Source organism: Polaromonas sp. (genome assembly GCF_010365105.1).
Taxonomy (GTDB): Bacteria; Pseudomonadota; Gammaproteobacteria; order Burkholderiales; family Burkholderiaceae_C; genus Polaromonas.
Genome location: NZ_JAAFGZ010000004.1, coordinates 45,354 through 66,972, shown reverse-complemented (window position 1 = coordinate 66,972; position 21,619 = coordinate 45,354). Strand labels below are relative to the sequence as shown.

Annotated in this window: 22 protein-coding genes; 10 read left to right on the top strand and 12 right to left on the bottom strand. The window is 62.5% G+C overall.

Features of this window, described 5'->3' with window-relative positions; translation table 11 throughout:
• Positions 1-45: 45 nt before the first annotated feature.
• From GZ092_RS03655 to GZ092_RS03645, 3 genes are all read right to left on the bottom strand, one after another.
• Positions 46-1,362, bottom strand: coding sequence for a Glu/Leu/Phe/Val dehydrogenase (locus GZ092_RS03655; RefSeq protein ID WP_293634454.1), 1,317 nt, complete (start codon positions 1,360-1,362; stop codon positions 46-48).
• Between the two features lie 156 nt (positions 1,363-1,518).
• Positions 1,519-2,472, bottom strand: a complete 954-nt coding sequence (locus tag GZ092_RS03650; protein ID WP_293634452.1) for a chemotaxis protein — start codon at positions 2,470-2,472, stop codon at positions 1,519-1,521.
• A gap of 147 nt (positions 2,473-2,619) precedes the next feature.
• Positions 2,620-4,440 carry an ABC transporter transmembrane domain-containing protein gene (locus GZ092_RS03645; protein ID WP_293634448.1) on the bottom strand — a complete coding sequence of 607 codons (1,821 nt, stop codon included), beginning with the start codon at positions 4,438-4,440 and terminating at the stop codon, positions 2,620-2,622.
• Positions 4,441-4,520: 80 nt separating this feature from the next.
• Between GZ092_RS03645 and GZ092_RS03640 the strand changes: the two genes are divergently transcribed.
• From GZ092_RS03640 to GZ092_RS03625, 4 genes are all read left to right on the top strand, one after another.
• Entirely contained in the window at positions 4,521-5,051 is a 531-nt protein-coding gene (locus GZ092_RS03640; protein ID WP_293634446.1) for a MarR family winged helix-turn-helix transcriptional regulator, read from the top strand.
• A 100-nt stretch (positions 5,052-5,151) separates the two neighbouring features.
• On the top strand, positions 5,152-6,660 hold the full coding sequence (locus tag GZ092_RS03635; RefSeq protein WP_293634636.1) for an efflux transporter outer membrane subunit: 1,509 nt from the start codon (positions 5,152-5,154) through the stop codon (positions 6,658-6,660).
• A gap of 77 nt (positions 6,661-6,737) precedes the next feature.
• Positions 6,738-8,066, top strand: coding sequence for an HlyD family efflux transporter periplasmic adaptor subunit (locus GZ092_RS03630; protein WP_293634444.1), 1,329 nt, complete (start codon positions 6,738-6,740; stop codon positions 8,064-8,066).
• 37 nt (positions 8,067-8,103) lie between these two features.
• The gene (locus GZ092_RS03625) at positions 8,104-9,678 is read left to right on the top strand and encodes a DHA2 family efflux MFS transporter permease subunit (protein ID WP_293634442.1); all 1,575 of its coding nucleotides are present in this window, start codon (positions 8,104-8,106) and stop codon (positions 9,676-9,678) included.
• Positions 9,679-9,818: 140 nt separating this feature from the next.
• Here the strand turns inward: GZ092_RS03625 and GZ092_RS03620 are convergent, their stop codons facing one another.
• The 8 genes from GZ092_RS03620 to GZ092_RS03585 all read right to left on the bottom strand — a co-directional run bounded on the left by GZ092_RS03620 (position 9,819) and on the right by GZ092_RS03585 (position 15,988).
• On the bottom strand, positions 9,819-10,829 hold the full coding sequence (locus GZ092_RS03620) for an LLM class flavin-dependent oxidoreductase (RefSeq protein ID WP_293634440.1): 1,011 nt from the start codon (positions 10,827-10,829) through the stop codon (positions 9,819-9,821).
• A gap of 137 nt (positions 10,830-10,966) precedes the next feature.
• A complete protein-coding gene (locus tag GZ092_RS03615) occupies positions 10,967-11,191 on the bottom strand; it encodes a DUF2805 domain-containing protein (protein WP_293634634.1) in 225 nt (74 codons plus the stop codon).
• The gene (locus GZ092_RS03610; RefSeq protein WP_293634438.1) at positions 11,191-11,640 is read right to left on the bottom strand and encodes a DUF3429 domain-containing protein; all 450 of its coding nucleotides are present in this window, start codon (positions 11,638-11,640) and stop codon (positions 11,191-11,193) included. The genes GZ092_RS03615 and GZ092_RS03610 overlap by 1 nt, the downstream gene beginning before the upstream one ends.
• On the bottom strand, positions 11,637-12,341 hold the full coding sequence (locus GZ092_RS03605) for a hypothetical protein (RefSeq protein WP_293634436.1): 705 nt from the start codon (positions 12,339-12,341) through the stop codon (positions 11,637-11,639). The genes GZ092_RS03610 and GZ092_RS03605 overlap by 4 nt, the downstream gene beginning before the upstream one ends.
• A 374-nt stretch (positions 12,342-12,715) precedes the next feature.
• Positions 12,716-13,831, bottom strand: a complete 1,116-nt coding sequence (locus tag GZ092_RS03600) for a lipocalin-like domain-containing protein (RefSeq protein ID WP_293634434.1) — start codon at positions 13,829-13,831, stop codon at positions 12,716-12,718.
• Position 13,832: 1 nt separating this feature from the next.
• Positions 13,833-14,915, bottom strand: coding sequence for a PLP-dependent cysteine synthase family protein (locus tag GZ092_RS03595; RefSeq protein ID WP_293634432.1), 1,083 nt, complete (start codon positions 14,913-14,915; stop codon positions 13,833-13,835).
• Positions 14,916-14,984: 69 nt separating this feature from the next.
• On the bottom strand, positions 14,985-15,443 hold the full coding sequence (locus tag GZ092_RS03590; RefSeq protein ID WP_293634430.1) for a hypothetical protein: 459 nt from the start codon (positions 15,441-15,443) through the stop codon (positions 14,985-14,987).
• Positions 15,444-15,451: 8 nt separating this feature from the next.
• Entirely contained in the window at positions 15,452-15,988 is a 537-nt protein-coding gene (locus GZ092_RS03585; protein ID WP_293634428.1) for a GNAT family N-acetyltransferase, read from the bottom strand.
• A 225-nt stretch (positions 15,989-16,213) separates the two neighbouring features.
• Here GZ092_RS03585 and rpsP point away from each other — a divergent pair, with 225 nt between their 5' ends.
• The 6 genes from rpsP (at position 16,214) to GZ092_RS03555 (ending at position 20,684) form a co-directional block, all read left to right on the top strand.
• A complete protein-coding gene (gene rpsP, locus GZ092_RS03580) occupies positions 16,214-16,504 on the top strand; it encodes a 30S ribosomal protein S16 (RefSeq protein ID WP_029524409.1) in 291 nt (96 codons plus the stop codon).
• Between the two features lie 14 nt (positions 16,505-16,518).
• Positions 16,519-17,127, top strand: coding sequence for a ribosome maturation factor RimM (gene rimM / locus GZ092_RS03575; protein WP_293634422.1), 609 nt, complete (start codon positions 16,519-16,521; stop codon positions 17,125-17,127).
• Between the two features lie 75 nt (positions 17,128-17,202).
• Positions 17,203-17,985 (top strand): tRNA (guanosine(37)-N1)-methyltransferase TrmD, encoded by a 783-nt coding sequence (gene trmD / locus GZ092_RS03570; RefSeq protein ID WP_293634421.1) that lies wholly within the window; start codon positions 17,203-17,205, stop codon positions 17,983-17,985.
• A 133-nt stretch (positions 17,986-18,118) separates the two neighbouring features.
• A complete protein-coding gene (gene rplS / locus GZ092_RS03565; RefSeq protein WP_293634419.1) occupies positions 18,119-18,520 on the top strand; it encodes a 50S ribosomal protein L19 in 402 nt (133 codons plus the stop codon).
• 81 nt (positions 18,521-18,601) lie between these two features.
• Positions 18,602-19,315, top strand: coding sequence for a CoA pyrophosphatase (locus GZ092_RS03560; RefSeq protein WP_293634417.1), 714 nt, complete (start codon positions 18,602-18,604; stop codon positions 19,313-19,315).
• A gap of 346 nt (positions 19,316-19,661) precedes the next feature.
• On the top strand, positions 19,662-20,684 hold the full coding sequence (locus GZ092_RS03555; RefSeq protein ID WP_293634415.1) for a CobD/CbiB family protein: 1,023 nt from the start codon (positions 19,662-19,664) through the stop codon (positions 20,682-20,684).
• 24 nt (positions 20,685-20,708) lie between these two features.
• On the opposite strand, the gene rsgA is transcribed toward GZ092_RS03555, so the two are convergent.
• The gene (gene rsgA / locus GZ092_RS03550; protein WP_293634632.1) at positions 20,709-21,587 is read right to left on the bottom strand and encodes a ribosome small subunit-dependent GTPase A; all 879 of its coding nucleotides are present in this window, start codon (positions 21,585-21,587) and stop codon (positions 20,709-20,711) included.
• Between the last annotated feature and the right edge of the window lie 32 nt (positions 21,588-21,619).

Genomic DNA, 21,619 nt, shown 5'->3' with positions numbered 1-21,619 from the left:
CAGCCGGCAGTTCACACCCGCCTGCTGCCTGGACCCCGGCCCTGATCAGGGGTACAGGCCGCGCAGTTCGCGCGTATGCAGGATGCGCTGGCAGGCCACGATGAAGGTGGCGGTGCGCAGGCTGACCTTTTTTTCCTGTGCAACTTGCCAAACCGCCGCAAAAGCGGTTTTCATTATTTTCACCAGACGTGCGTTGATCTCGTCCTCGTCCCAGAAAAAACTGGAAAAATCCTGTACCCATTCAAAGTAGCTGACCGTCACGCCGCCGGCATTGGCGATCACGTCGGGCACCACCAGCACATTGCGCTCCTGCAGAATGTCGTCGGCGGCCGGCGTGGTCGGCCCGTTGGCGCCTTCGATGACCATTCGCGCCTTGATGCGGCCGGCATTGGCGGCGGTGATCTGCTGCTCCAGCGCTGCCGGGATCAGGATGTCGCAGTCCACTTCCCAGAACAATTCGTTTGCAATTACGTCGGCCTGGGCGAAACCGGCCACGCTGCCAGTGCTGGCGACATGCTCGAGCAGGGCTGGAACGTCCAGCCCGGCTTCCCGGAAAATCGTTCCGCCATGGTCCTGCACGGCGATGATCCGGGCGCCCGCATCGGCAAACAGCTTGCCGGCCACGCCACCCACGTTGCCAAAACCCTGAACCGCAACGCGGGCCGTGGCAATGTCCATCCCGATGTGCCGTGCCGCTTCCGTGCCCACCGTGAACACGCCGCGCCCGGTCGCTTCACGCCGTCCCAGCGAACCGCCCAGATCGACCGGCTTGCCCGTGACCACGCCAGTTGCGGTGGAGCCGGTGTTCATGGAATAGGTGTCCATCATCCAGGCCATGATCTGTTCGTTCGTATTGACATCAGGCGCCGGAATGTCCTTGTTGGGGCCAATGATGATGCCGATCTCGCTGGTGTAGCGGCGCGTCATGCGTTCGAGTTCACCGCGCGAGAGCTTTTTCGGATCGACCCGGATGCCGCCCTTGGCGCCGCCGTAGGGCACGTTGACCGCTGCATTCTTCACCGACATCCAGGCGGACAGCGCCATCACTTCCGACAGAGTCACATCCTGGTGAAAGCGAACGCCGCCCTTGCCCGGACCGCGGGAGACGTTGTGCTGCACACGGTAGCCTTCAAAGTGCGCCACCGTGCCGTCGTCCATGTGAATCGGCACATCGACAATCAGGATGCGCTTGGGCCGCTTGAGCGTCTCGGCCCAGCGCGCCAGGTTGCCCAGGTGCGGAATGACCCGGTCTACCTGTTGCAGGTAGTTGCCCCACGGCCCGAGGTTGTCGGCTTGAAGGTAGGACGGAACGGTAGAGGCCGGTGCGATCGCGCTTTCGCCCAGTGCGGAAGTTGATGACATGAAGATCCTTGTGAAACAAATGAAGGTAGCGCAGCTTATTACGCGCAACCCCAGCTGTCCAAGGCCGAGTTTATCTGCAGTTATGCATAAAACGCATAGTTCTAAAAAGGGGTTTCCAATCGCGTTGAAATGTTTGACTGTGCCGGCGCTCGGCACCTAACGGCTCGACAAGACCTCACGCAGGGTGGCGGCAAGTTCATCAGCGGCGAACTTGGCAATATACGCATCCGCGCCAACGGTCTTGACGTGACCTTCATTGGCCGCGCCGGTCAGCGATGAATGGATGACGACGGGAATCGACTTGAAACGGGCATCGCTCTTGATGTTTCGTGTCAGGGTAAAACCGTCCATTTCAGGCATTTCCAGGTCGGTGAGAACCAGGGCGACCTTGTCATGCGCTGTCTTGCCTTCGGCCTGCGCCTGCGTGTGGATGGACTGCAACCGGTCCCAGGCTTCCTTGCCGGTTTTGGTCATGACGAAGGGAACGCCCATGGATGACAAGCCTTGCTCAATCATCGACCGGGCCAGGGCGGAATCATCCGCCGCCAGGACAATCGTGCCTGCAGGAAGGTTCACCTTTACGCCCGGTGCCGTACCGATTGCCTGCTTTTCAGGCGGCATCACATCCTGCAAGATCTGCTCGACATCGAGCACTTGTGCCAGCCGCGTGTTTTCGATATCGCCATCGAGTCGGGCGATGCTGGTCACCAGGCCGCCGCCCTGGCCCTCGGCCGACAGCACCTGCTGCCACTCCAGCCGGACGATCTCGCTGACTTCCTCGACCGCAAAGGCCTGCGTGCTGCGGGCAAATTCGGTCACCAGCAAGATGGCCAGGCCATTCGTTGGCGTGCAGCCAACCACCGCCGGCAGGTTGATGACCGGGATGATCTGCCCCCGGATATTCGCCACGCCCATGACGTGGGGGGAGGCATTTGCCATGCTGGTAACGGGCGGCATGACCAGGATTTCACGCACCTTGAACACATTGATGCCGAACAACTCACGTTGCCCGGAGTTGGCCGCCTCGCCAAGGCGAAACAGCAGCAGCTCGAACTTGTTACTCGATGTCAGGTTGGTTCGTTCGTCGATATCGTGAAACGCTGGCTTCATGGATTGCTTGCTACCCGGTGATGGTGTGAACGCGTTGCATGACGCGAAGCGCATGCACGCACCCCAATGTAGGCCAGGCAGCGCGCCTTCCTCTGTCCCATGAAAGGCGCCGATACCGCGCACATCGGCCTTACCCCATGCGTGTTTTCATGCTACGAACTGCAGCGCAGCCAGCCGTGCATAGACCTGGTTGGCAGCCATCAACTGCTCATGGCTTCCCTGCTCCACGATGCGGCCATGGTCGATCACGACAATCCGGTCGGCTTTTTTGACCGTCGCCAGCCGGTGCGCAATCACCAGCGTGGTGCGGTCCTTCATGGCAGTTTCGAGCGCCGCCTGCACCATGCGCTCGCTCTCGGCGTCCAGCGCGCTGGTGGCTTCGTCGAGCAGCAGCAGCGGTGAATTTTTCAGCATCGCCCGCGCAATCGCGATGCGCTGGCGCTGGCCGCCGGACAGGCGCACGCCGCGTTCGCCCAGGAAGGTGTCGAAGCCTTCGGGCAGCGCGCTGATGAATTCATGGGCAAACGCGGCCCGGGCCGCCGCCTTGACGTCCTCGTCGGTCGCGTCGGGCTTGCCATAGCGGATGTTTTCCAGGGCAGTGGTCGAGAAAATCACCGCATCCTGGGGTACCAATCCGATGCGTCCGCGCAGATCTTCCAGTGACATGTCGGCGGTACGAACGCTGTCGAGTTCAATTCTGCCCGAAGCCGGGTCGTAAAAGCGCAGCAGCAGCTGGAACACCGTGCTCTTGCCCGCGCCGCTGGGACCGACGATGGCGATGGTTTCACCCGGCTCCACGCTCAGGCTGAAATCAACCAGCGCCGGCTGTGTCGGCCGGGACGGGTAGTGAAACGTGACATTTTCAAATTTGATAGCACTCCCTGCCCGTGTGATCTGCGCAGCAAGCGGATTTGATGGTGAAGTGACAGGCGACTGGCTGTCCAGCAGTTCCATCAGCCGCTCGGTGGCGCCTGCCGCGCGCAACAGGTCGCCATAGACCTCGCCCAGCACCGCCGCCGCGCTGGCCAGGATGATCACATAGACCACGGTCTGACCCAGGTGGCCGGCGGAAATGTCGCCGCGCATCACCGCCTGCGTGCCCTGGTACAGGCCCCAGAGCAATGCCGCCGAGGTGGCGATGATGATGAAGGCCACCAGCACCGAGCGTGCCTTGGTGCGGCGAACGGCAATGGCGAAGGCATCGGCCGTGGACCGGTCGAAACGCGCCGCTTCCCGGTCTTCGGCGGTGTAGCTTTGCACCACCGGAATGGCATTGAGCACTTCGGCGGCAATCGCGCTGGAGTCGGCCACGCGGTCCTGGCTGGCGCGCGAGAGCTTGCGCACACGCCGGCCGAACCACACCGACGGCGCGACGATCAGCAGCAGCGCACCGAGCACCTGCACCATCAGGTAGGGGTTGGTGAACACCAGCATGCCCAGCGCGCCCACGCCCATGACGGCATTGCGCAGGCCCATGCTGAGCGACGAACCCACCACCGTCTGCACCAGCGTGGTGTCTCCGGTCAGGCGCGACAGCACCTCACCGGTCTGCGTGGTTTCAAAAAACTCCGGGCTTTGCCTGAGCACATGCGAATACACCGCATTGCGGATGTCGGCGGTGACGCGCTCGCCCAGCCAGCTGACAGTGTAGAAGCGCCCGGCAGAGAAAAGCCCCAGCGCGGCCGCCACGCCAAACAGCTCGAAAAAATGGGTGCGCAGCCCCATCAGCTGTGTGCCCTTGTCGGCCGCGCCCATGCCGCCGTCAATCAGCCCGCGCAACGCCAGCGGAAACACCAAAGTTGCCACGGCGGCCATGACCAGGAAAAGCACCGCCAGCCCGATGCGGCCTGAATAAGGCCGCAGAAACGGGACCAGCCCCGACAGCGACCGGGGCGATCCCTTGGCGGGCGGCGAATTGGGAAGCATGGAGGTGCGTGAGGGAAGGGAAGTCGCGGTGGAAGTAGCCATGCAGGCTATTTTAACTTTTAAAGCTTGGCATTGCAAACACAGGCTTGACAATAATTGCTCAAGCAAGTATTATTGGGTCCATGGATTCAACGCACAATTCCGCCCCTTGCCCTGACGCACCTGCAAGCCCTCCGGCCGATTTCTACCAGGCAGAAAGCTACACGCCCGACGACAGCATCGGCTACATGATGCGGCGCATCATTTCCCTGGTCGCACAAGGCGTCGAGCGCGAACTCGAACCCTCGGGCCTGACCAATGCGCAGTGGGTGCCCATGTTCAAGCTCTACATGGGTTGCGCCTCGACGGCCGCCGAGCTGGCGCGCCAGTGCGAGCTTGACGCCGGCTCGATGACGCGGCTGCTGGACCGGCTGGAGGCCAAGCAGTTGTGCAGCCGCAGCCGTTCGTCGGATGACCGGCGCGTGGTCAACCTGGAGCTGACCGACGCAGGACGCGCGGCAGCCCAGGAGATTCCTGCGGTTCTCTGCGGCGTGCAAAACGCATTGCTGGCGGGCTTCTCGGCCGAAGAATGGCAAATCCTCAAAAGTTACCTGCGCCGCATTCTCGACACGGCGCAAACCCTGCACGCATCGACAGAAAAAAATGACAAGTAAACCCCAAACTTCCTGCGCCGAACGGCGCGCACAGGCTGGCACCGAACTGGCCTGTATCCCCGGACAGGTCTCCATGCCCGTGTGGCGGGCGTCGGTGCGCATGGCGCTGGTGTCTGCGGCAGGCGTGGTGGCGGCCGGCCTGATTGCCACCGGTATGGGCGGTTGCGCCGACATGTCGGGCATTGCGCCGCAGGCGAGCCTGCGCGATGCAGCGTCGTTGGGTCTGGCTACGGCTGCTGCGCCAACGCCAATGCAGCCGCAGACCACGGTGGCAGCCGAATGGTGGCGCGACTTTGGCGACGAAAAGTTAAATAGCCTGGTCGCCCAGGCGCTTGAAAGCAGCCCGAATTTGAAGCTGGCGCAGGCCCGTCTGGCGCGCGCGCAGGCCGTCACGGAGGTGGCGACTGCCGCCACGCTGCCGCAGGTCAATGGCCAGCTCGATGTGACGCGCCAGCGCTACACCGCCAACGGCGCGGTGCCGCCGCCACTGGCCGGTTCGATTCGTGACAACGGCACGGCACAGCTGGCCGCCAGCTGGGAACTGGACTTCTTCGGCAAGAACCGCGCGGCGCTCGATGCCGCGCTGGGCAGCGCCAATGCCGCCCAGGCCGATGCCCAGGCGGCCCGCGTGCTGCTGGCCAGCCAGGTGGCACGCACCTATTTCCAGCTGGTGCGGCTGAACGAGCAGGCCGTTGTGGCCCGCCGCACGCTGGCGCAGCGCGAACAAACCTTGAGTCTGGTCAGCGACCGCGTCAATGCCGGCCTCGACACCCGGCTGGAGTTGCGCCAGAGCGAAGGCGGCCTGCCCGAGGCGCGCCTGCAACTGGAGGCCGTGCAGGAACAGATGGCGCTGACGCGCCATGCGCTCCAGGCCCTGATGGGTCAGCCCAACAGTGCTTCTCCGCTGGTCCCGTCTGCACAGTCAGCTATCAAAAATATAGCCATGGCAATGGTGATCCCGGCTGACCTGCTGGGCCGCCGCGCCGACATTGCCGCTGCGCGCTGGCGCGTCGAGGCGTCGTCCAGCGACGTGGCGAATGCCAAAACCCAGTTCTATCCGAACATCAACCTGGTTGCCTTTGCCGGTTTTTCCAGCATCGGCTTGGGCAATCTGCTGAACTCCGGCAGCCAGCAATGGGGCGTTGGCCCGGCTGTGCGCCTGCCAATTTTCGAGGCCGGCCGGCTGCGCGCCAACCTGCGCGGCAAAACCGCCGACCTGGACGCGGCGGTCGAAAGCTACAACGCCGCAGTGATCGATGCGGTGCGCGATGTGGCCGACCAGGTTGCCTCCATGCAGGCCATCGGCCGCCAGCAGGCCGAACAGCGGTCGGCGCAGGACGCTGCCGAAAGCGCCTACGACATCGCCGTGCAGCGCTACCAGGCCGGGCTGGGCAATTACCTGAATGTGCTGACGGCCGAAACCAGCGTGCTGGCCCAGCGCCGCCTGGCTGTTGACCTGGCGGGCCGGGCGCTGGAAACGCAGGTGGCCTTGATCCGGGCGCTCGGCGGCGGTTATGCGGCCGGGCCAGCGCCTGCCACACAGGCGAGTTCAAAAATCATAGCTGTCAGCGCACGTCCAGCAAGCGCAAACGGCCTGTTTGACCAATAAAACAGTTTTTGCGCGCCGCTGCTGAACAGCGCTGTGCCCGCGCAAGCCATTTCCAACACACACTGAACAACGACACCATGAACGCACCCCAAGCTCCAGCTTCCACCGCTATCCCCGCTTCCTCCATCCCGGCCGTGCCGGTTCAGCCGCCGGCGGGCAATCCCAAGCGCAGAAAGGCGCTGACCGCACTCGCCAGTGTCGTGGTCGTGGCCGGCCTGGGCTGGGCGGCTTACGAATACCTGGTGGCCAGCCATTACGAATCGACCGACAACGCCTATGTGCAGGGCAACGTCATCCAGATCACGCCGCAGATCGGCGGCACTGTCGTGGCGCTGATGGCCGACGACACCGACTTCGTCAAGGCTGGCCAGCCGCTGGTGCAACTGGACCCGGCCGATGCCAAGGTGGCGCTGGAGCAGGCCGAAGCCGCGCTGGCCCAGGCGGTGCGGCAGGCGCGCACGGTCTATGCCAACAACGGCCCGCTGACCGCGCAGATTGCGCTGCGCAATGCCGAGGTGAGCAAGGCCAACAGCGACATTGCACGCGCCGCCGATGACCTGGCGCGCCGCCAGTCGCTCGTCGGCAATGGCGCGGTGTCCAAAGAAGAACTCGGTCATGCGCAGACGCAACTGGCCAATGCCAGGAGCGCGCTGGCTGCGGCGCAGGCCGGCGTCGTCGCTGCGCGCGAGCAGCTTGCCAGCAACCAGGCGCTGACCGACGGCACGGCCATCGAACAGAATCCCGCCGTGCTGGTGGCGGCGGCCAAGGTGCGCGAGGCGTTTCTGGCCTCGCAGCGAACCGCCTTGAGCGCGCCAGTCGATGGTTACGTGGCCAAGCGCACGGTGCAGCTTGGCCAGCGGGTCGCCGCCGGCATGCCGCTGATGTCGGTGGTTCCGCTGAACGAGGTCTGGGTGGACGCCAACTTCAAGGAAGTGCAATTGCGCAACATCCGCATCGGCCAGCCGGTGACGCTGGTGGCCGACCTGTACGGCAAAAAGGTCGACTACCACGGCACCGTGTCCGGCCTGGGCGTGGGCACCGGAGCGGCCTTTTCGCTGCTGCCGGCGCAAAACGCCACCGGCAACTGGATCAAGGTGGTGCAGCGCGTACCCGTGCGCATCGCGCTGGACCCCAGGCAACTCACGGAACATCCCCTGCGGGTCGGCCTGTCGATGAATGCCGAGGTCGATGTCAGCCAGACCAGCGGCAAGGCGCTGGCCGATGCGCCGCGCGATGCCGCGTTGGCGCACATGCAGGCGTTCGCGGTGCAGGACGATGCCGGCAACGAGGACGTCCGGCGCGTGATCGCAGCGAATTCCGGGCGCGGCGGCAAGGCCGTCAAGTCCAACGCATCAGCGCCGGTTTCTCCGACGGTCAATGGCAGTCATGCCGCGTTGCCGCATTGAGCGGACCCATTTTTAATACCGTTCCGTCAAGGCTTTCATGGCGTCCGCAACCCCTTCTGTTTCTGATTACCTTCCGCCGCCGCCCTTGAGTGGCTCGGCCCGCCTCTGGGGCACGCTGGCGCTGTCGGCCGCCACGTTCATGAACGTGCTCGACACGTCGATTGCGAACGTGTCGCTGCCGGCGATTGCCGGCGACCTGGGCGTCAGCCCGACCCAGGGCACCTGGGTCATCACCAGCTTTGGCGTGGCCAATGCGATTGCCGTGCCGCTGACCGGCTGGCTGTCGCAGCGATTCGGCCAGGTACGGCTGTTCACCACCAGCATCATCCTGTTCGTGATCACGTCCTGGCTGTGCGGGCTGGCGCCGAACATGACGACGCTGATTTTTTTCCGCGTGCTGCAGGGGCTGGTGGCCGGGCCGATGATTCCGCTGTCGCAGGCGCTGCTGCTGTCGAGTTACCCGAAGGCGCTGGCCGGGGTGGCGATGGCGCTGTGGTCCATGACCACCCTGGTCGCGCCGGTCATGGGGCCGCTGCTGGGCGGCTGGATCACCGACAACATTTCGTGGCCGTGGATTTTCTACATCAACATCCCGGTCGGCTTTGGCGCGGCTTTCATCACCTGGAGCATCTTTCACAAGCGCGAAAGCCAGACCCGCAAGCTGCCGATCGACTCGATCGGACTGGCGCTGCTGGTGATCTGGGTCGGCGCGCTGCAGATCATGCTGGACAAGGGGAAGGAGCTGGACTGGTTCCATTCCGGCGAGGTCATTGCGCTGGCCATTGTCGCGCTGGTCGGGCTGATCGCCTTCGTGATCTGGGAGCTGACCGAGGAGCATCCGGTGGTTGACCTCAGCCTCTTTAAAAGACGCAATTTCTGGGCCGGTGCGCTGGCGCTTTCAGTCGGTTATGGCCTGTTTTTCGGCAATGTCGTGCTGCTGCCGCTGTGGCTGCAGCAGTACATGGGCTACACCGCCACGCAGGCGGGCATGGTGCTGGCGCCCGTGGGGGTGTTGGCCTTGCTGCTGTCGCCGCTGGTCGGCAAGAACATCGGCAAGACCGACCCGCGCCACTTTGCCACCGTGGCGTTCGCCGTGTTTGCGCTGGTGCTGTGGATGCGCTCCCACTTCAACACCCAGGCCGACATGGGCACCATCCTGATTCCGACCCTGATCCAGGGTATCGCGATGGCCTGCTTTTTCATTCCACTGGTCACCATCACACTGTCGGGCCTGCCGTATGACAGGATTCCAGCGGCTTCGGGACTGTCCAACTTCGTGCGTATCCTGGCCGGCTCCTTCGGCACCTCGATTGCCACCACGGTCTGGCAGAACCGCGCCGCCATGCACCATGCGCAGCTCAGCGAATATGTCAACACAGGCAGCGTGGCGGCCAACAGTGCGCTGTCGGGCCTGGCCGGCGCCGGACTGTCGCCCGAGCAGGGGCTGGGCGCCATCAACCGGCTGGTGGACCAGCAGGCCTACATGCTGGCCGCCAACGACGTGTTTTATGCATCAGCGCTGATCTTTTTGCTGTTGATTCCGCTGATCTACCTGACGCGGCCGACGCATGCGGGTGCAGGCAGTGCCGACGCGGCCGCTGGCGCGCACTGATCGCCGGAGAAGCAGCAGCGCAGGGCTGCTGCAACAAATTTTAAGCATGAAAAGTGCTTTTTCCGCATGTCCTGTATTGCAATGAAGCTATTAATTAAATAGCAATACCGTTGGTCAGGCGAGAGCGTCGGTTCAGCCCATCAGGCCGCCACGGCTTGCAGCGCAGCGGCAGCAATGTCCAGCGAGCGCAGCCGCAAGGCCGGGTCGTAGATGTCGCAAACCAGCATGAACTCGTCGGCGTTCGTGGCCTGCGCCAGTGCGTCCAGGCCTTCATGCACGGTGTCGGGGCCGCCAATCACAGCGGCGGCCAGGAAGTCGCCGATGGCCGCGCGCTCTTGCGGATGTCGCTGGGCCAGGAAATTGGCCGTCGGCGGCAGCAGGCCGCGCCGCTCGCCGGTCAGGATGCCCAGCACGCGCTGGTAGGTACTGCTCGCCAGGAAATCGGCTTCCTCGTCGGTCGGCGCGGCAATCAGTGGCACGCCAATCGCCACATACGGTTTGGCCAGCATGGCGGACGGTTTGAAGTTCTGTCGATACAGCCCAATCGCCTGCAGCAGCATGCGCGGCGCGAAATGCGAGGCAAACGCATAGGGCAGGCCGCGTTCGGCCGCCAGTTGCGCCGAAAACAGGCTGGAGCCTAGCAGCCAGATCGGCACATTGGTGCCGGCGCCCGGCATGGCGATCAGACGCTGGCCGGGTTGGGCTGGCCCCAAAAGCCGCTGCAGTTCGGCCACGTCCTGCGGAAAATCATCTGCCGTCTCGGTGCGTTCGCGCCGCAGTGCGCGCATGGTCGCCTGGTCGGTGCCCGGCGCGCGGCCCAGGCCCAGGTCGATGCGGTCCGGGTACAACTCGGCCAGCGTGCCAAAGGCCTCGGCCACCACCAGCGGCGCATGGTTGGGCAGCATGACGCCGCCCGATCCCACGCGAATGGTGTGTGTGCCACCGGCGATGTGGCCGACCAGCACGGCCGTGGCCGAACTGGCGATGCCTGGCATGTTGTGGTGCTCGGCCAGCCAGTAGCGCTTGAAGCCGAGCCGTTCGGCATGCTGGGCGGTGCGCAAGGCAATCGCCAGCGCGTCGGCTACCGTACCGCCTTCGCGCACGGAAACCAGGTCAAGCATGGAAAGGGCAATGGTGTGGAGGGATTTCATGGGTTTGATTGTCATGCGTTGCGCCGGGCCTTGCTGTGGTGGGGTTTGTGGCGGTGCTGACCGGCAGGGCATGAGAATGTGACCCTTGATGGGAGGCGCTTGCTGGTTAATCGCAGCAAGCCATCGGAGTCGACCAATCAATGATGGCTGTTTGATTGACCGCGATGCTGGGCGCGGTGCTTGGTTACCTGCCCAGCCATGCGCTTGTGCCACATGGGAAACGGACTCGCTTTCATGTGCGAGCGCATCAGCGTTGCCGCCCCGGATTCATTCAGCTCGAACTGGGCTTCAATCGCTTCAAACAGCGTCCGGTTTTCCCTCGCCGACTCCACCCTACGTGATACGTTAACGTCTGAAAGCATCAAGCCGCTACTGCCCCCGCCAGAAGGCAAACGGCAGCGACCAGCGTGAGGTGCAGACGCATCGTGAGCCATTTCCTCAGCCCATAAGTGGGGTATCTGCGCCAGTCCACCATCAGGCAGATGCCAAGCAGCAGCGCCAGCGTGACCAGCCCTTGCGAAAGCGGCAGCAGCAGTGCCACCCAAGCAACCAGGCTGGGAAAGACGCCCCACACAAACGGCCCGAGTTGTGGCGCCAGCGGCTCTCGCATGGCTAGGCCCCAATGAATTGCGCCCAAAAAGCTGGCAATGGTGGCGCCATAGGCCAACAGGGCATGGCCTGCCTGCGCACGGTAGGCCGGGGGCGCAATCCACGTAGCCACTGCCAGAATTACGAAAGGTAATAAGCCGGCGTAGCCTAAACGGGCCGCCCAGCGCAGCAGGGGTAGCGCTTCCCGGCTGGGGTCGATCATGGCGTGTCGCCTTTTCTAGAAATGGGCAGCACAGCTTGGCCCTCAGGCCTGCCGTTTGATGCTTGTTGCTTGCGTGACTCCACCCCCATAGGGGCTGTTTTTGGAATGCAGGCCGCATAGTTTCCAACTGATCTGTTGTACTTCATGTACCTGTCGCGTGACACACGCATAGTTCCTCGCTCTTTCAGTTCCAGCCAGGGACATGATTGCGCAAGTCGCCGATCAACGGTTCCGTCCTTGTGAACAAGTGCGTTGCTTACCTCTGAAAGCGCAAGAAGCGGCTGACGAAGCGCGGCTTCAACGGGAACTGAAATTCGGGCAGCAGAAAGAAGTGCATCGAATCGATCCATTCCCTTTTTCAGATGGGCAGCTGTCTCTCGCTCAATTTGCCCGACAACAGACTCATGGAATTCATCCGGACTGAGCGAGGTGAAATCTGCAAAGCGCAGCTTGATCCGGCCAAGTACATCAGACTCGCGAGCTTGTGGATGCTTGGCCAACCAAAGCGTAACGAAGTCTCTAACCGCCATTTCTAATGCGCCCCAAAGTAAGACCGTGGCCATTTCAAAGATGCTCGCAAAGCCATTTTCCATTTCCCGCTGGGCTGTGCAAGCCAGGGCTTTTGCGTCTTCGATTTGTTTGCTTGCTGCTTCCGGTGGAGTCTTCCTGACCAGTGCAAGGGCGTCTACCGGATGTGGCAAGTCACAAGTATTCGCGATTCCATGGCAACACACCTCGATCGTTTCATCCAGGGCGTTTTGCCGAACAAGAAGTATTCGATGGAAAGGCTCGTAGACTGAGTTGTCGGATAGTACGAACGACATAACGGTCTAAAGAAATGTATCCCGCGAAACCTGCGGGATAAACTGGGAGTGGTGGGATTTTCTGGGCATGGCTTTGTTCGGAAAATGGCTCGCAGCGGGTCTTGGCACACGACAAGCCGTACAAAAAAACAGGTGTAAAAAATTCATGATAAGCGGCACATTTGTTTTGCGTTCCACCCGACTGCTGAATCAGCCTGGGCATTTCGTTCGCTACTTTCAGTAGCCACAGCACCGACAAGGATGGCCTGCAATCACATCCGCAGCGCCTGTCCATACCCCGTCATCTCCAGATACCCGCTCCCCACGCGCCGGCCCTGGCTGTCCAGCAACTCGCTCAGGCCTTCCCAGTAAATCGATCCGGTGGAGTTGCGGCTGTCAAGTTCCTGGTTGTCGAGCAGCGTTTTCACGGTGTAAATGCCTGCGGGCGTTTTTACGCGCCACTGTACCGGGTAGCTGATCTGCGTGAGCGGGCTGGTCCAATGCTGCAGGGGGCTGAAGCTGACATCGCTGGCACTGAAAATACGCAGTTCGCCGGTGGCAGACCGCCAGGAGCCGCCTGCCCAGATGGCATTGCCATCTTTGTCGCGCAGCCGAAAGGCGGTGAGGGCGCCGCCGTCGTCCAGGTTCATGCCGATCCAGTCCCAGCCCACCGCGCCGGGGGCGAGGATTTCTTCGCTCCATTCGTGGTCCAGCCAGGCCTTGCCGGTGACTTCAAACGTCTGGCCCTTGATTTGCAGGCGGCCGTGCGTGGCCAGCTGGGGCTGGCTGTAGTAGTAGCTGGCCTGTTTTTCTTCCGGGCCTTTGCGCGACAGGCCCTGCTTGCCTTGCAGCAGCACGCTTTGCGTTTCCTCGAATTGCAGGCTCAGGCCGAAGTCGGTGGCCGGCAGCTCGGCGGCGTAGCGCGGGCCGTTGGCGGTCAAGGTCCAGTCGCGCAGTTTGAGCGCCATGTCCTGCGGGCTGGCCGACGCCACGCCAAAGCCTTCGCGGGCGATGCGCTGGTCATGCCAGAGCTTGCCACCCTGCACATCGGTCACGGCGGCGTGCGCAAAAATCAGTTGACGGGTAGCAAAGTTCGACTTCATCTGTTCCGTGCCATCGACTCGCGAGCGAAAGAAGGTGAGCTGGAAACCGAAGCGTCGCGGACTGGCTGCGTCGGTGCTGGCCTGGCCGGTGATGTACCACCATTCGGTGCGAAAGTCGGGATGCGCACCGCGGTCGCGCGGGAACACCAGTGTTTTGGCAGGCAGGGCGAGAACGGGTGTGTTGAAGGCTGCGCCGCCCAGTCCGGTAAAGCTGGCAAGCAGCAGGCGGCGGCGCAGCGCGCTGCGGGGCGGCATTGGCAGGGAGTCAGTCAGATCGGCGCCCATGTCAGCACTCCAGCACGGGCCGCATCAGCCGTTCGATGCGGTGGCGTGCCGGTGTGCAGTCGCCGATTTGGTCTAGCACCCAGTGAGCGTCGTGGTAAGTCGGCAAATAACGCTCGCCTGCATCACACAGCAGCGACAACAGCGAGCCCTGTTCGCCAAGCGCCAGCATTTCACGGGCCAGCGTCAGCATGGCAAAAAAATTGGTTCCGGTGGACGGTCCGACGCGTCGCCCCAGCAACTGGCCAAGCGCCTGCATGGCGGCCAGCGACTCGGTGTCGGGCACTTCAATCATCCGGTCAATGACGGTGCGAATAAAGCTGGCTTCAACACGCGGCCGTCCAATGCCCTCGATGCGCGAGCCCGCCCCAATCAAGCCCGCGTTGCCGGTCCGGTGGTATTCGGTAAAGACCGATCCGGCCGGATCGGCCACGCACAGCTGGCTGGCGTGGCGCTGGTAGCGCACATAGCGGCCAATCGTGGCGCTGGTACCGCCCGTGCCGGCGCCCACCACGATCCAGCGCGGGACCGGATGGCGTTCATGCGCCATCTGGCTGAACATGCTCTGGGCGATGTTGTTGTTGCCGCGCCAGTCGGTGGCGCGTTCGGCGTAGGTGAACTGGTCCATGTAATGGCCCTGGGTGTCGATGGCCAGCTGCCGGGCGACATCATGCACCTGCGCGGCGGTATCAACCCAGTGGCAGCGCCCGCCATAGAAGGTGATTTGCGCCACTTTTTCAGGCGAGGTGTTGCGCGGCATCACCGCCACAAATGGCAAGCCCAGCAGACGTGCAAAGTAGGCTTCGCTGACCGCCGTGGAGCCACTGGACGCCTCGACGATGGTCGAGGATTCATGGATCAAGCCATTGCACAGCGCATACAAAAAAAGCGAGCGCGCCAGCCGGTGCTTGAGGCTGCCGGTCGGGTGGGTCGATTCGTCTTTCAGGTAAAAGTCAATGCCCCGTGCCGCAAATTCAGGCAGCGGCAGGGCAATCAGGTGGGTGTCGGCGCTGCGCTGGAAGTCAGCCTCGATGCGGCCAAGTGCAGCGCTGAGCCAGCGGTCTCCGGGGGTGTGAAAGGACGTCATGCGCTGGATTCTCGCCAAATGCCCGCCGGCTGTCGCCAGGCCCGCGTAAAGGCGGGTTCTTGCGTGGCGTTACTGGCTGATTTTTCGGGCTTCTTCGACCTGGTATTCAAAGTAGCGCTGGAAGCTGAAAACAATGCTCGACATCAGCGAGATGGTGCCAAACAGCAAGGCAAACACGACAGCGCCTATCGTCAGCCAGTTGGTGTTGCCGGCGCGTGCATCGGGCGTGGCAGGATTGTGAATCACGTTCCATTTCTCAGACGCCATCAAGCCGTAATAAATTCCTGTCAGCGCCGTGCCCGCCAGCGTGAAACCCAGCAGGGGAATCAGTACCCAGGCCAGATGGTCGTCCTGGCCGTACATCCTTACCCTCTCGACTCCCCACCAGCCCAATGCCGCCATCAATGGATGCGCCCAGGCCCACAGGTCTCGCCAGCCATACAGGTAGAAGCGGTGCAGCCCCAGCTGGCCACCGATGAAGGCCAGCCAGGCGGCGAGTGTTTTGTTTTTTTGACGGGGTGAATGCATGCGCTGGATTATGGGGCGGGCGGCTCGGCTGGCGGCTCCGAACTGCCAGGTCCCAAGGTCTTTTGCATGATGACGATGTCGCGCCACGCGCCAAATTTCCAGCCACACGCTTCGACGATGCCAACTTGCTGGAAGCCCAGTGCGCGATGCACGCCCACCGATCCGGCATTGGCCGAATCACCGATGATGGCCATGACCTTGCGTATCCCCGCCGCCTCGCAATGCGCCAGGAGTTCGGCCAGCAGGGCGCGGCCCAGGCCCTTGCGATCCAGGCCCGGCGCAAGATACACCGAATCCTCGACTGAATACCGGTAGGCCGGACGCGGCTTGAACCAGTTGCCGTAGGCAAAACCCAGAATCTTTCCGTCCTGTTCGGCCACCAGATAGGGCAGTCCTTTGGACAGCACATCGGCCCGCCGGGCCGCCATGTCGCCGGTACTGGGCGGCTCGGTTTCAAAGGTGCCGGTGCCATGCAGGACATGGTGGGCATAAATGGCGGTGATGGCGGCGATGTCTTCGTCGCGGCTGGGGCGTAGGAGGGGCATGCGGAATGCTAAGTAAAGAGGGTGATGAATTTTCGATCTTGTCATCGGTGGCGTCGATGACGGGGATGATTTTCCACTCAAAACGGCCCGGCACGCGGTGTAACCGGGAGCGCAAGCTATAATCGCAGGCTTTGCAGCATTTCGCTGGCCGGGTGGCCATGTCGTGTGTCTCAAGCGCTGCAGGAATACTGGGGTTATTTTTACCCCGCCACCCAAGGATAAATCATGGTCGTCATCCGGCTTTCACGCGGCGGTTCTAAACACCGTCCATTTTTCAACATCGTTGTGGCTGACAAGCGCGTTCGCCGCGATGGTCGCTTCATCGAGCGTATCGGTTTTTACAACCCTATTGCCAAAGGCGGCGAAGAAGGCCTGCGCATCGTGCAGGACCGTCTTACCCACTGGATCGGTGTTGGCGCCCAGGCGTCCCCAACCGTTCTGCGTCTGATCAAGCAAGGCGGCGCTTCGGTTGCAGTTTCTGCCGCTGAACTGCCTGCCGAAGTCGCAGCAGCCTGATTTAGTCATTTTCGATGATGCCTGGCCTTCACCCGTCTGCGGGTTTGACACCGTCAAAGCTGCCTGAAGACGCGATCGAGGTCGGGCGCATTCTGGATGCGTGGGGTGTGAAGGGCTGGCTCAAGGTCCTGCCGCACAGCAACGATCCGGAAGCGCTTCTTTCCGCTGAAACCTGGTATTTGCAGGCGCCTGACGCCAAGTTCCGGCCCGGCTTCAGCCTTTTTTCCGGTACCGTCTCCCTCAAGGTGGACGAGTCCAAAATCCATTCCGGCTCGGTGGTGGTCAAGTTCGTCGGTCTTGACGACCGCACGCCTGCCGAAGCCTTGCGCGGCACCCGGATATTCCTTTCGCGCAGCAGCTTTCCAGCCGCTTCGTCCGATGAATACTACTGGGTCGACTTGATCGGCCTGAACGTGGTCAACCGCGAAGGCGTTGCCCTGGGCTGCGTCCGCGACCTGATGACAACCGGCCCGCAATCGGTCTTGTGCATCGAATACACCAGCATGCAGGAAGACGGCAGCAGTGCCGCCGCCGAGCGCATGATTCCCTTTGTCGCAGCTTATGTGGACAAGGTTGATATTGCCGGCAAAAGCATCACCGTTGACTGGCAACCCGACTATTGACGCTTGATGCTGCTGAGTGGCCTCATGCCCTGCTATATTCCGCGTTTTGTGTTCCGGCCTTCAAAGTAGTCCTTCATGCGCTTTGATGTCATCACCCTGTTCCCCGAGCTTTTTGCGCCCTTCCTGACCAGTGGCGTGACGCGACGCGCCTATGAATCCGGCCTGGTCGAGGTCCGGCTCTGGAATCCGCGCGACTTTGCCGAGGGCCGCTACCGGCGTGTCGATGACCGGCCTTTTGGCGGCGGTCCGGGCATGGTCATGCTGGCCGAGCCATTGACGCTTTGCCTTGAAAGCCTGCGCGCCGACCGGCTGGCCTGTGCTGCGCCCGATGCACCCACGGTTCTTTTTTCTCCTGTCGGCGACGTGCTGACCCATGCGAGGGTCGAGCGCTGGTCAACCGGCAGCAGCGGCGCGGTGCTGATCTGCGGCCGCTACGAAGGGCTGGACCAGCGCTTCATTGACACCCATGTCGATCTTCAGATCAGCCTGGGCGACTTCGTGCTCTCGGGCGGTGAAATCGCCGCCATGGCCCTGCTGGATGCCGTCGCCCGGTTGCAGCCTGGCGTGCTGAATGACGAGGGAAGCCACCAGATGGACAGTTTCAATCCGGCGCTCGATGGCCTGCTGGACTGCCCGCACTACACCCGCCCGGAATCCTGGCGCGGCCAGCCAGCGCCGCCTGTCCTGATGTCGGGCAACCATGCGCATATCGAACGTTGGCGGCGAGAGCAGCGGCTGGCGCTGACCCAGCGCCAGCGTCCGGAACTCGTTAGGGCAGCTCGCAGGGCTGGACACCTGAGTAAGGGCGACGAAGCCTTTCTGGCTGATTTACCCAAAAATCCGGACCCGGATGCCTGAATTGCTATAATCATGGGCTTTTCGATCCTCTGGCGGCCACTGCAACCACCTGATTCGTTTTTGAATCAATTCCTGTGGATTTGCGGTCTTTAGCGTAGCGCGTGCATGAGCGAAAAAAGTTAACGGAACCATCATGAATCTGATCCAGACCCTAGAGCAGGAAGAAATTGCCCGCTTGAACAAGACCATTCCCGTTTACGCGCCTGGCGACACCGTCATCGTGAGCGTGAACGTGGTTGAAGGCACGCGCAAGCGTTTGCAGGCTTTTGAAGGTGTCGTGATTGCCAAGCGCAACCGCGGCCTCAATTCCAGCTTCATTGTTCGCAAGATCTCCAATGGCGAAGGCGTCGAGCGCACCTTCCAGGTGTACAGCCCGCTGATCGCCAAGATCGAAGTCAAGCGCAAGGGCGATGTGCGCCGCGCCAAGCTGTACTACCTGCGCAGCCGCAGCGGCAAGTCGGCGCGTATCAAGGAAAAGCTGGGCGTCAAGGCTGTCAAGGCTGTCAAGGTCGTGCAGCCCGCACCGGCTGTGTAAAAGCACCTGTCAAGCACCTGTTGCTTTTGAAAAGCCGCTCCACCGAGCGGCTTTTTTTATGCTTTGCTATCCTGCCCTGCCATGAAACCCGCCAAGCCTTCATCTCTGCCCTTTTTTGATCCACGCTCCATTCCGGTGCTGGGCAGCGACAGCCACCTGGCTGGTGTTGCCCTTGACCGGCTCACGCCGCAAGCGCTGCGTGACCGCTTTCGTCATCCGCCGATGTGGGCGCCCGAGCACAGCGTGGAAATGAGTTTCTCGGACCGGCCGCCGGCGCTGGCTGCCGTCCTGCTGCCTCTGGTGATGCGCGATGAACTCACGCTGCTGCTGACCGAGCGCTCGACCAACCTGTCCACGCATTCAGGCCAGATTGCCTTTCCGGGCGGCCGCACCGACGACACCGACCATGATGCGGTCGATACCGCGCTGCGGGAAGCGCATGAAGAAATAGCTTTGCCGCGCCACCATGTCGAGGTGCTGGGCACTTTGCCGACCTATGTCACCGGCTCGGCCTTCATCATCACGCCAGTCGTGGCGCTCATCAAGCCGGGCTTTCAGCTGCATCCCAACCCGGGAGAAGTAGCCGATGTGTTTGAAGTCCCGCTCCGGTTCCTGATGAACCCTGCGCACCACCAGCGCCATGAAAAAGAGTTCAACGGCGTGCTGCGACAGTGGCTATCCATGCCCTACAGTGATCCGATGAGCCAGATGGCAGGCAGTGAAACCAGGGAGCGCTACATCTGGGGTGCAACAGCAGGCATGCTGCGCAACTTCTACCGTTTCCTGAGCGCCTGAGCTCACCTCATCCGCATATCAAACAACTCGCAGTCAGGCACGTGGGGGCAATAGCCAGCCACAAGCAGCGGGGATGCATTCGATTGCGCACAGCATGGGCCGCAGGCGCAGCGCCCCAACCATACGAAGCGGGAAGCGCAGAGGCGCCCGCTTCAGCACAGTCAGGGCCGAGGAACCGGCTTCGCCGGGCCGCAGGCTGAAGGCTGTCCAAGTCCGCCTGCGCGGGCTTGGACAGCCTTCAGATGCGCCGCCTCTGGCGGCATGGCGCCCTGCAAGGGCAGCGGCCCCCTCGGGGGGCAGGGAGCCACACGCAGTGGGCGACCGTGGGGGTCCGTTATGATTTGCCATGAGTTTTTTTGCCGTTTTGTTTGCACTGATCCTGGAGCAGGCCCGCCCATTGGCCCGTGGCAACTGGGTTCATGCCGCTTTCCTGGGCTGGGCGCGCTGGGGCCACCGCAGCCTGGATGCCGGCAAGCCGCACCACGGATGGATCACCTGGCTTTTTGTCGTCATGGTGCCCACACTGCTGACGCTGCTGGTGCACTGGCTGCTGTGGCAGGTCAATGTCCTGCTGGCCTTTGCCTGGAGCGTGGCGGTCCTGTATGTCACGCTGGGTTTCCGGCAGTTCAGCCACTACTTCACCGACATTCGCAATGCGCTGGACGACGGCAACGAAGACCTGGCCCGCGAACTGCTGGCTGAATGGCGTCAGGTGGATGCCAGCGAACTGCCGCGCAGCGAAATCGTTCGCCATGTGATCGAATATTCAGTGCTTGCCGCCCACCGCCATGTGTTTGGCGTACTCGGCTGGTTTTCAGTGCTGGCCGCTTTGGGCTTCGGGCCGGCCGGTGCGGTCCTTTACCGCATGAGCGAGTTTGTGGCGCGCTACTGGAGCTACAAGAGCCGAACGCCGGGGGAGGGCGCCAGCCCGGCCCTGCAGCAGGTGGCCAACCGTGCCTGGGGCGTTATCGATTTCGTGCCTTCGCGCATCACGTCGCTGGGCTTTGCCGTGGTCGGCAGTTTCGAGGACGCCATCGACTCCTGGCGAAACTACACGCAACGCTTTCCCGCAGGTGCGGCCCTCGCCACGGCCAGCCGCAACGACGGGCTGATCCTGGCGGCCACATCGGGTGCGGTGAATGTGCGGCTTGGGGGCGTGGCGCTCGATGCCGTGCTGGTTCCCGCTGACTCGCAGGAATTCGAGGTGGGCGGACTGGCCGACAGTGGCGATGCCGCCGTCACGGCACCAACGTCCTGCCGGGAGCCTGAGGTGGCCCACCTGCGCAGCGTCGTCGGCCTGGTCTGGCGTTCGGTGGTGCTGTGGATGGTGTTGCTGGCGCTGCTGACGCTGGCGCGACTATTGGGATAACAGGCGGCCAGCCGGCTGCCGTTTTCAGTATCTCGTCTGTGATAACTCTTCAAACAGTTCGCTATACAAACGATAGCGATTACTGCTGATGCTGCTTGCGTGATCGGTCGATTTGACCTCCGAAATCACGCCGCAGCCCGGTTCATGCAGGTGCGTGCAGTTGTAGAACTTGCAGTCCTGCGCATGCGCCTTGAAGTCGGGCATGTAATTCGCCAGTTGCATCGGGTCGATGTGGTGCAGGCCGAATTCCTGGAAGCCCGGCGAGTCGATCAACGCCGTCGTCCTGGCTTCATCGACCCAGTACAGCGTCGTGCTGGTGGTGGTGTGCTTGCCGGAGTTCAGCGCCTGCGAAATCTCGGCGGTCAACACCTTGGCCTGCGGTACCAGGAGGTTGGTCAGGCTGCTTTTTCCGGCGCCGGACGGGCCGAGCACCAGCGTTTTCTTGTTGCGCAGCAGTTCCATCAGTTCGCGCGTCTGTCCCGCATCTTCAGGCGCCGTCGCGGCTTTGGGCTTGATCGCCAGTGGCAGCATCTGGTAGCCCATGGTCCGGTAGGGTGCCAGCCTGGCCCAGGCCCGGCCGAAGGGCTCGGCCAGGTCCCTCTTGTTCAGCGCAATGATGGGCTTGATGCGCTCGGCTTCTGCCGCGATCAGGGCGCGCGTCAGCTGGCTTTCAGAGAATTCGGGTTCTGCCGCGATCAGGATCAGCACCTGGTCCAGATTGGCGGCAAACGACTTGGTGCGCATCTCGTCCTGGCGGTAGAACAGGTTGCTGCGCTCCTCGATTTTTTCGATGGTGCCTTCGTCCTGGGACGGCAGCCAGCGAATGCGGTCGCCAACGACCACCTGGCTTTTCTTGCCGCGTGGATGGCAGATCACCCGCTCGCCGGATTCGGTTTCGACCATCACATGGCGGCCAAAGCCGGCCACCACCAGGC

Bases quoted from the DNA above. Each gene is read 5' to 3' on its own strand.
- GZ092_RS03655 (WP_293634454.1), bottom strand. From the start codon at position 1,362: ATGTCATCAACTTCCGCACTGGGCGAAAGCGCGATCGCACCGGCCTCT.
- GZ092_RS03650 (WP_293634452.1), bottom strand. From the start codon at position 2,472: ATGAAGCCAGCGTTTCACGATATCGACGAACGAACCAACCTGACATCG.
- GZ092_RS03645 (WP_293634448.1), bottom strand. From the start codon at position 4,440: ATGGCTACTTCCACCGCGACTTCCCTTCCCTCACGCACCTCCATGCTT.
- GZ092_RS03640 (WP_293634446.1), top strand. From the start codon at position 4,521: ATGGATTCAACGCACAATTCCGCCCCTTGCCCTGACGCACCTGCAAGC.
- GZ092_RS03635 (WP_293634636.1), top strand. From the start codon at position 5,152: ATGGCGCTGGTGTCTGCGGCAGGCGTGGTGGCGGCCGGCCTGATTGCC.
- GZ092_RS03630 (WP_293634444.1), top strand. From the start codon at position 6,738: ATGAACGCACCCCAAGCTCCAGCTTCCACCGCTATCCCCGCTTCCTCC.
- GZ092_RS03625 (WP_293634442.1), top strand. From the start codon at position 8,104: ATGGCGTCCGCAACCCCTTCTGTTTCTGATTACCTTCCGCCGCCGCCC.
- GZ092_RS03620 (WP_293634440.1), bottom strand. From the start codon at position 10,829: ATGAAATCCCTCCACACCATTGCCCTTTCCATGCTTGACCTGGTTTCC.
- GZ092_RS03615 (WP_293634634.1), bottom strand. From the start codon at position 11,191: ATGCTTTCAGACGTTAACGTATCACGTAGGGTGGAGTCGGCGAGGGAA.
- GZ092_RS03610 (WP_293634438.1), bottom strand. From the start codon at position 11,640: ATGATCGACCCCAGCCGGGAAGCGCTACCCCTGCTGCGCTGGGCGGCC.
- GZ092_RS03600 (WP_293634434.1), bottom strand. From the start codon at position 13,831: ATGGGCGCCGATCTGACTGACTCCCTGCCAATGCCGCCCCGCAGCGCG.
- GZ092_RS03595 (WP_293634432.1), bottom strand. From the start codon at position 14,915: ATGACGTCCTTTCACACCCCCGGAGACCGCTGGCTCAGCGCTGCACTT.
- GZ092_RS03590 (WP_293634430.1), bottom strand. From the start codon at position 15,443: ATGCATTCACCCCGTCAAAAAAACAAAACACTCGCCGCCTGGCTGGCC.
- GZ092_RS03585 (WP_293634428.1), bottom strand. From the start codon at position 15,988: ATGCCCCTCCTACGCCCCAGCCGCGACGAAGACATCGCCGCCATCACC.
- rpsP (WP_029524409.1), top strand. From the start codon at position 16,214: ATGGTCGTCATCCGGCTTTCACGCGGCGGTTCTAAACACCGTCCATTT.
- rimM (WP_293634422.1), top strand. From the start codon at position 16,519: ATGATGCCTGGCCTTCACCCGTCTGCGGGTTTGACACCGTCAAAGCTG.
- trmD (WP_293634421.1), top strand. From the start codon at position 17,203: ATGCGCTTTGATGTCATCACCCTGTTCCCCGAGCTTTTTGCGCCCTTC.
- rplS (WP_293634419.1), top strand. From the start codon at position 18,119: ATGAATCTGATCCAGACCCTAGAGCAGGAAGAAATTGCCCGCTTGAAC.
- GZ092_RS03560 (WP_293634417.1), top strand. From the start codon at position 18,602: ATGAAACCCGCCAAGCCTTCATCTCTGCCCTTTTTTGATCCACGCTCC.
- GZ092_RS03555 (WP_293634415.1), top strand. From the start codon at position 19,662: ATGAGTTTTTTTGCCGTTTTGTTTGCACTGATCCTGGAGCAGGCCCGC.
- rsgA (WP_293634632.1), bottom strand. From the start codon at position 21,587: ATGGTCGAAACCGAATCCGGCGAGCGGGTGATCTGCCATCCACGCGGC.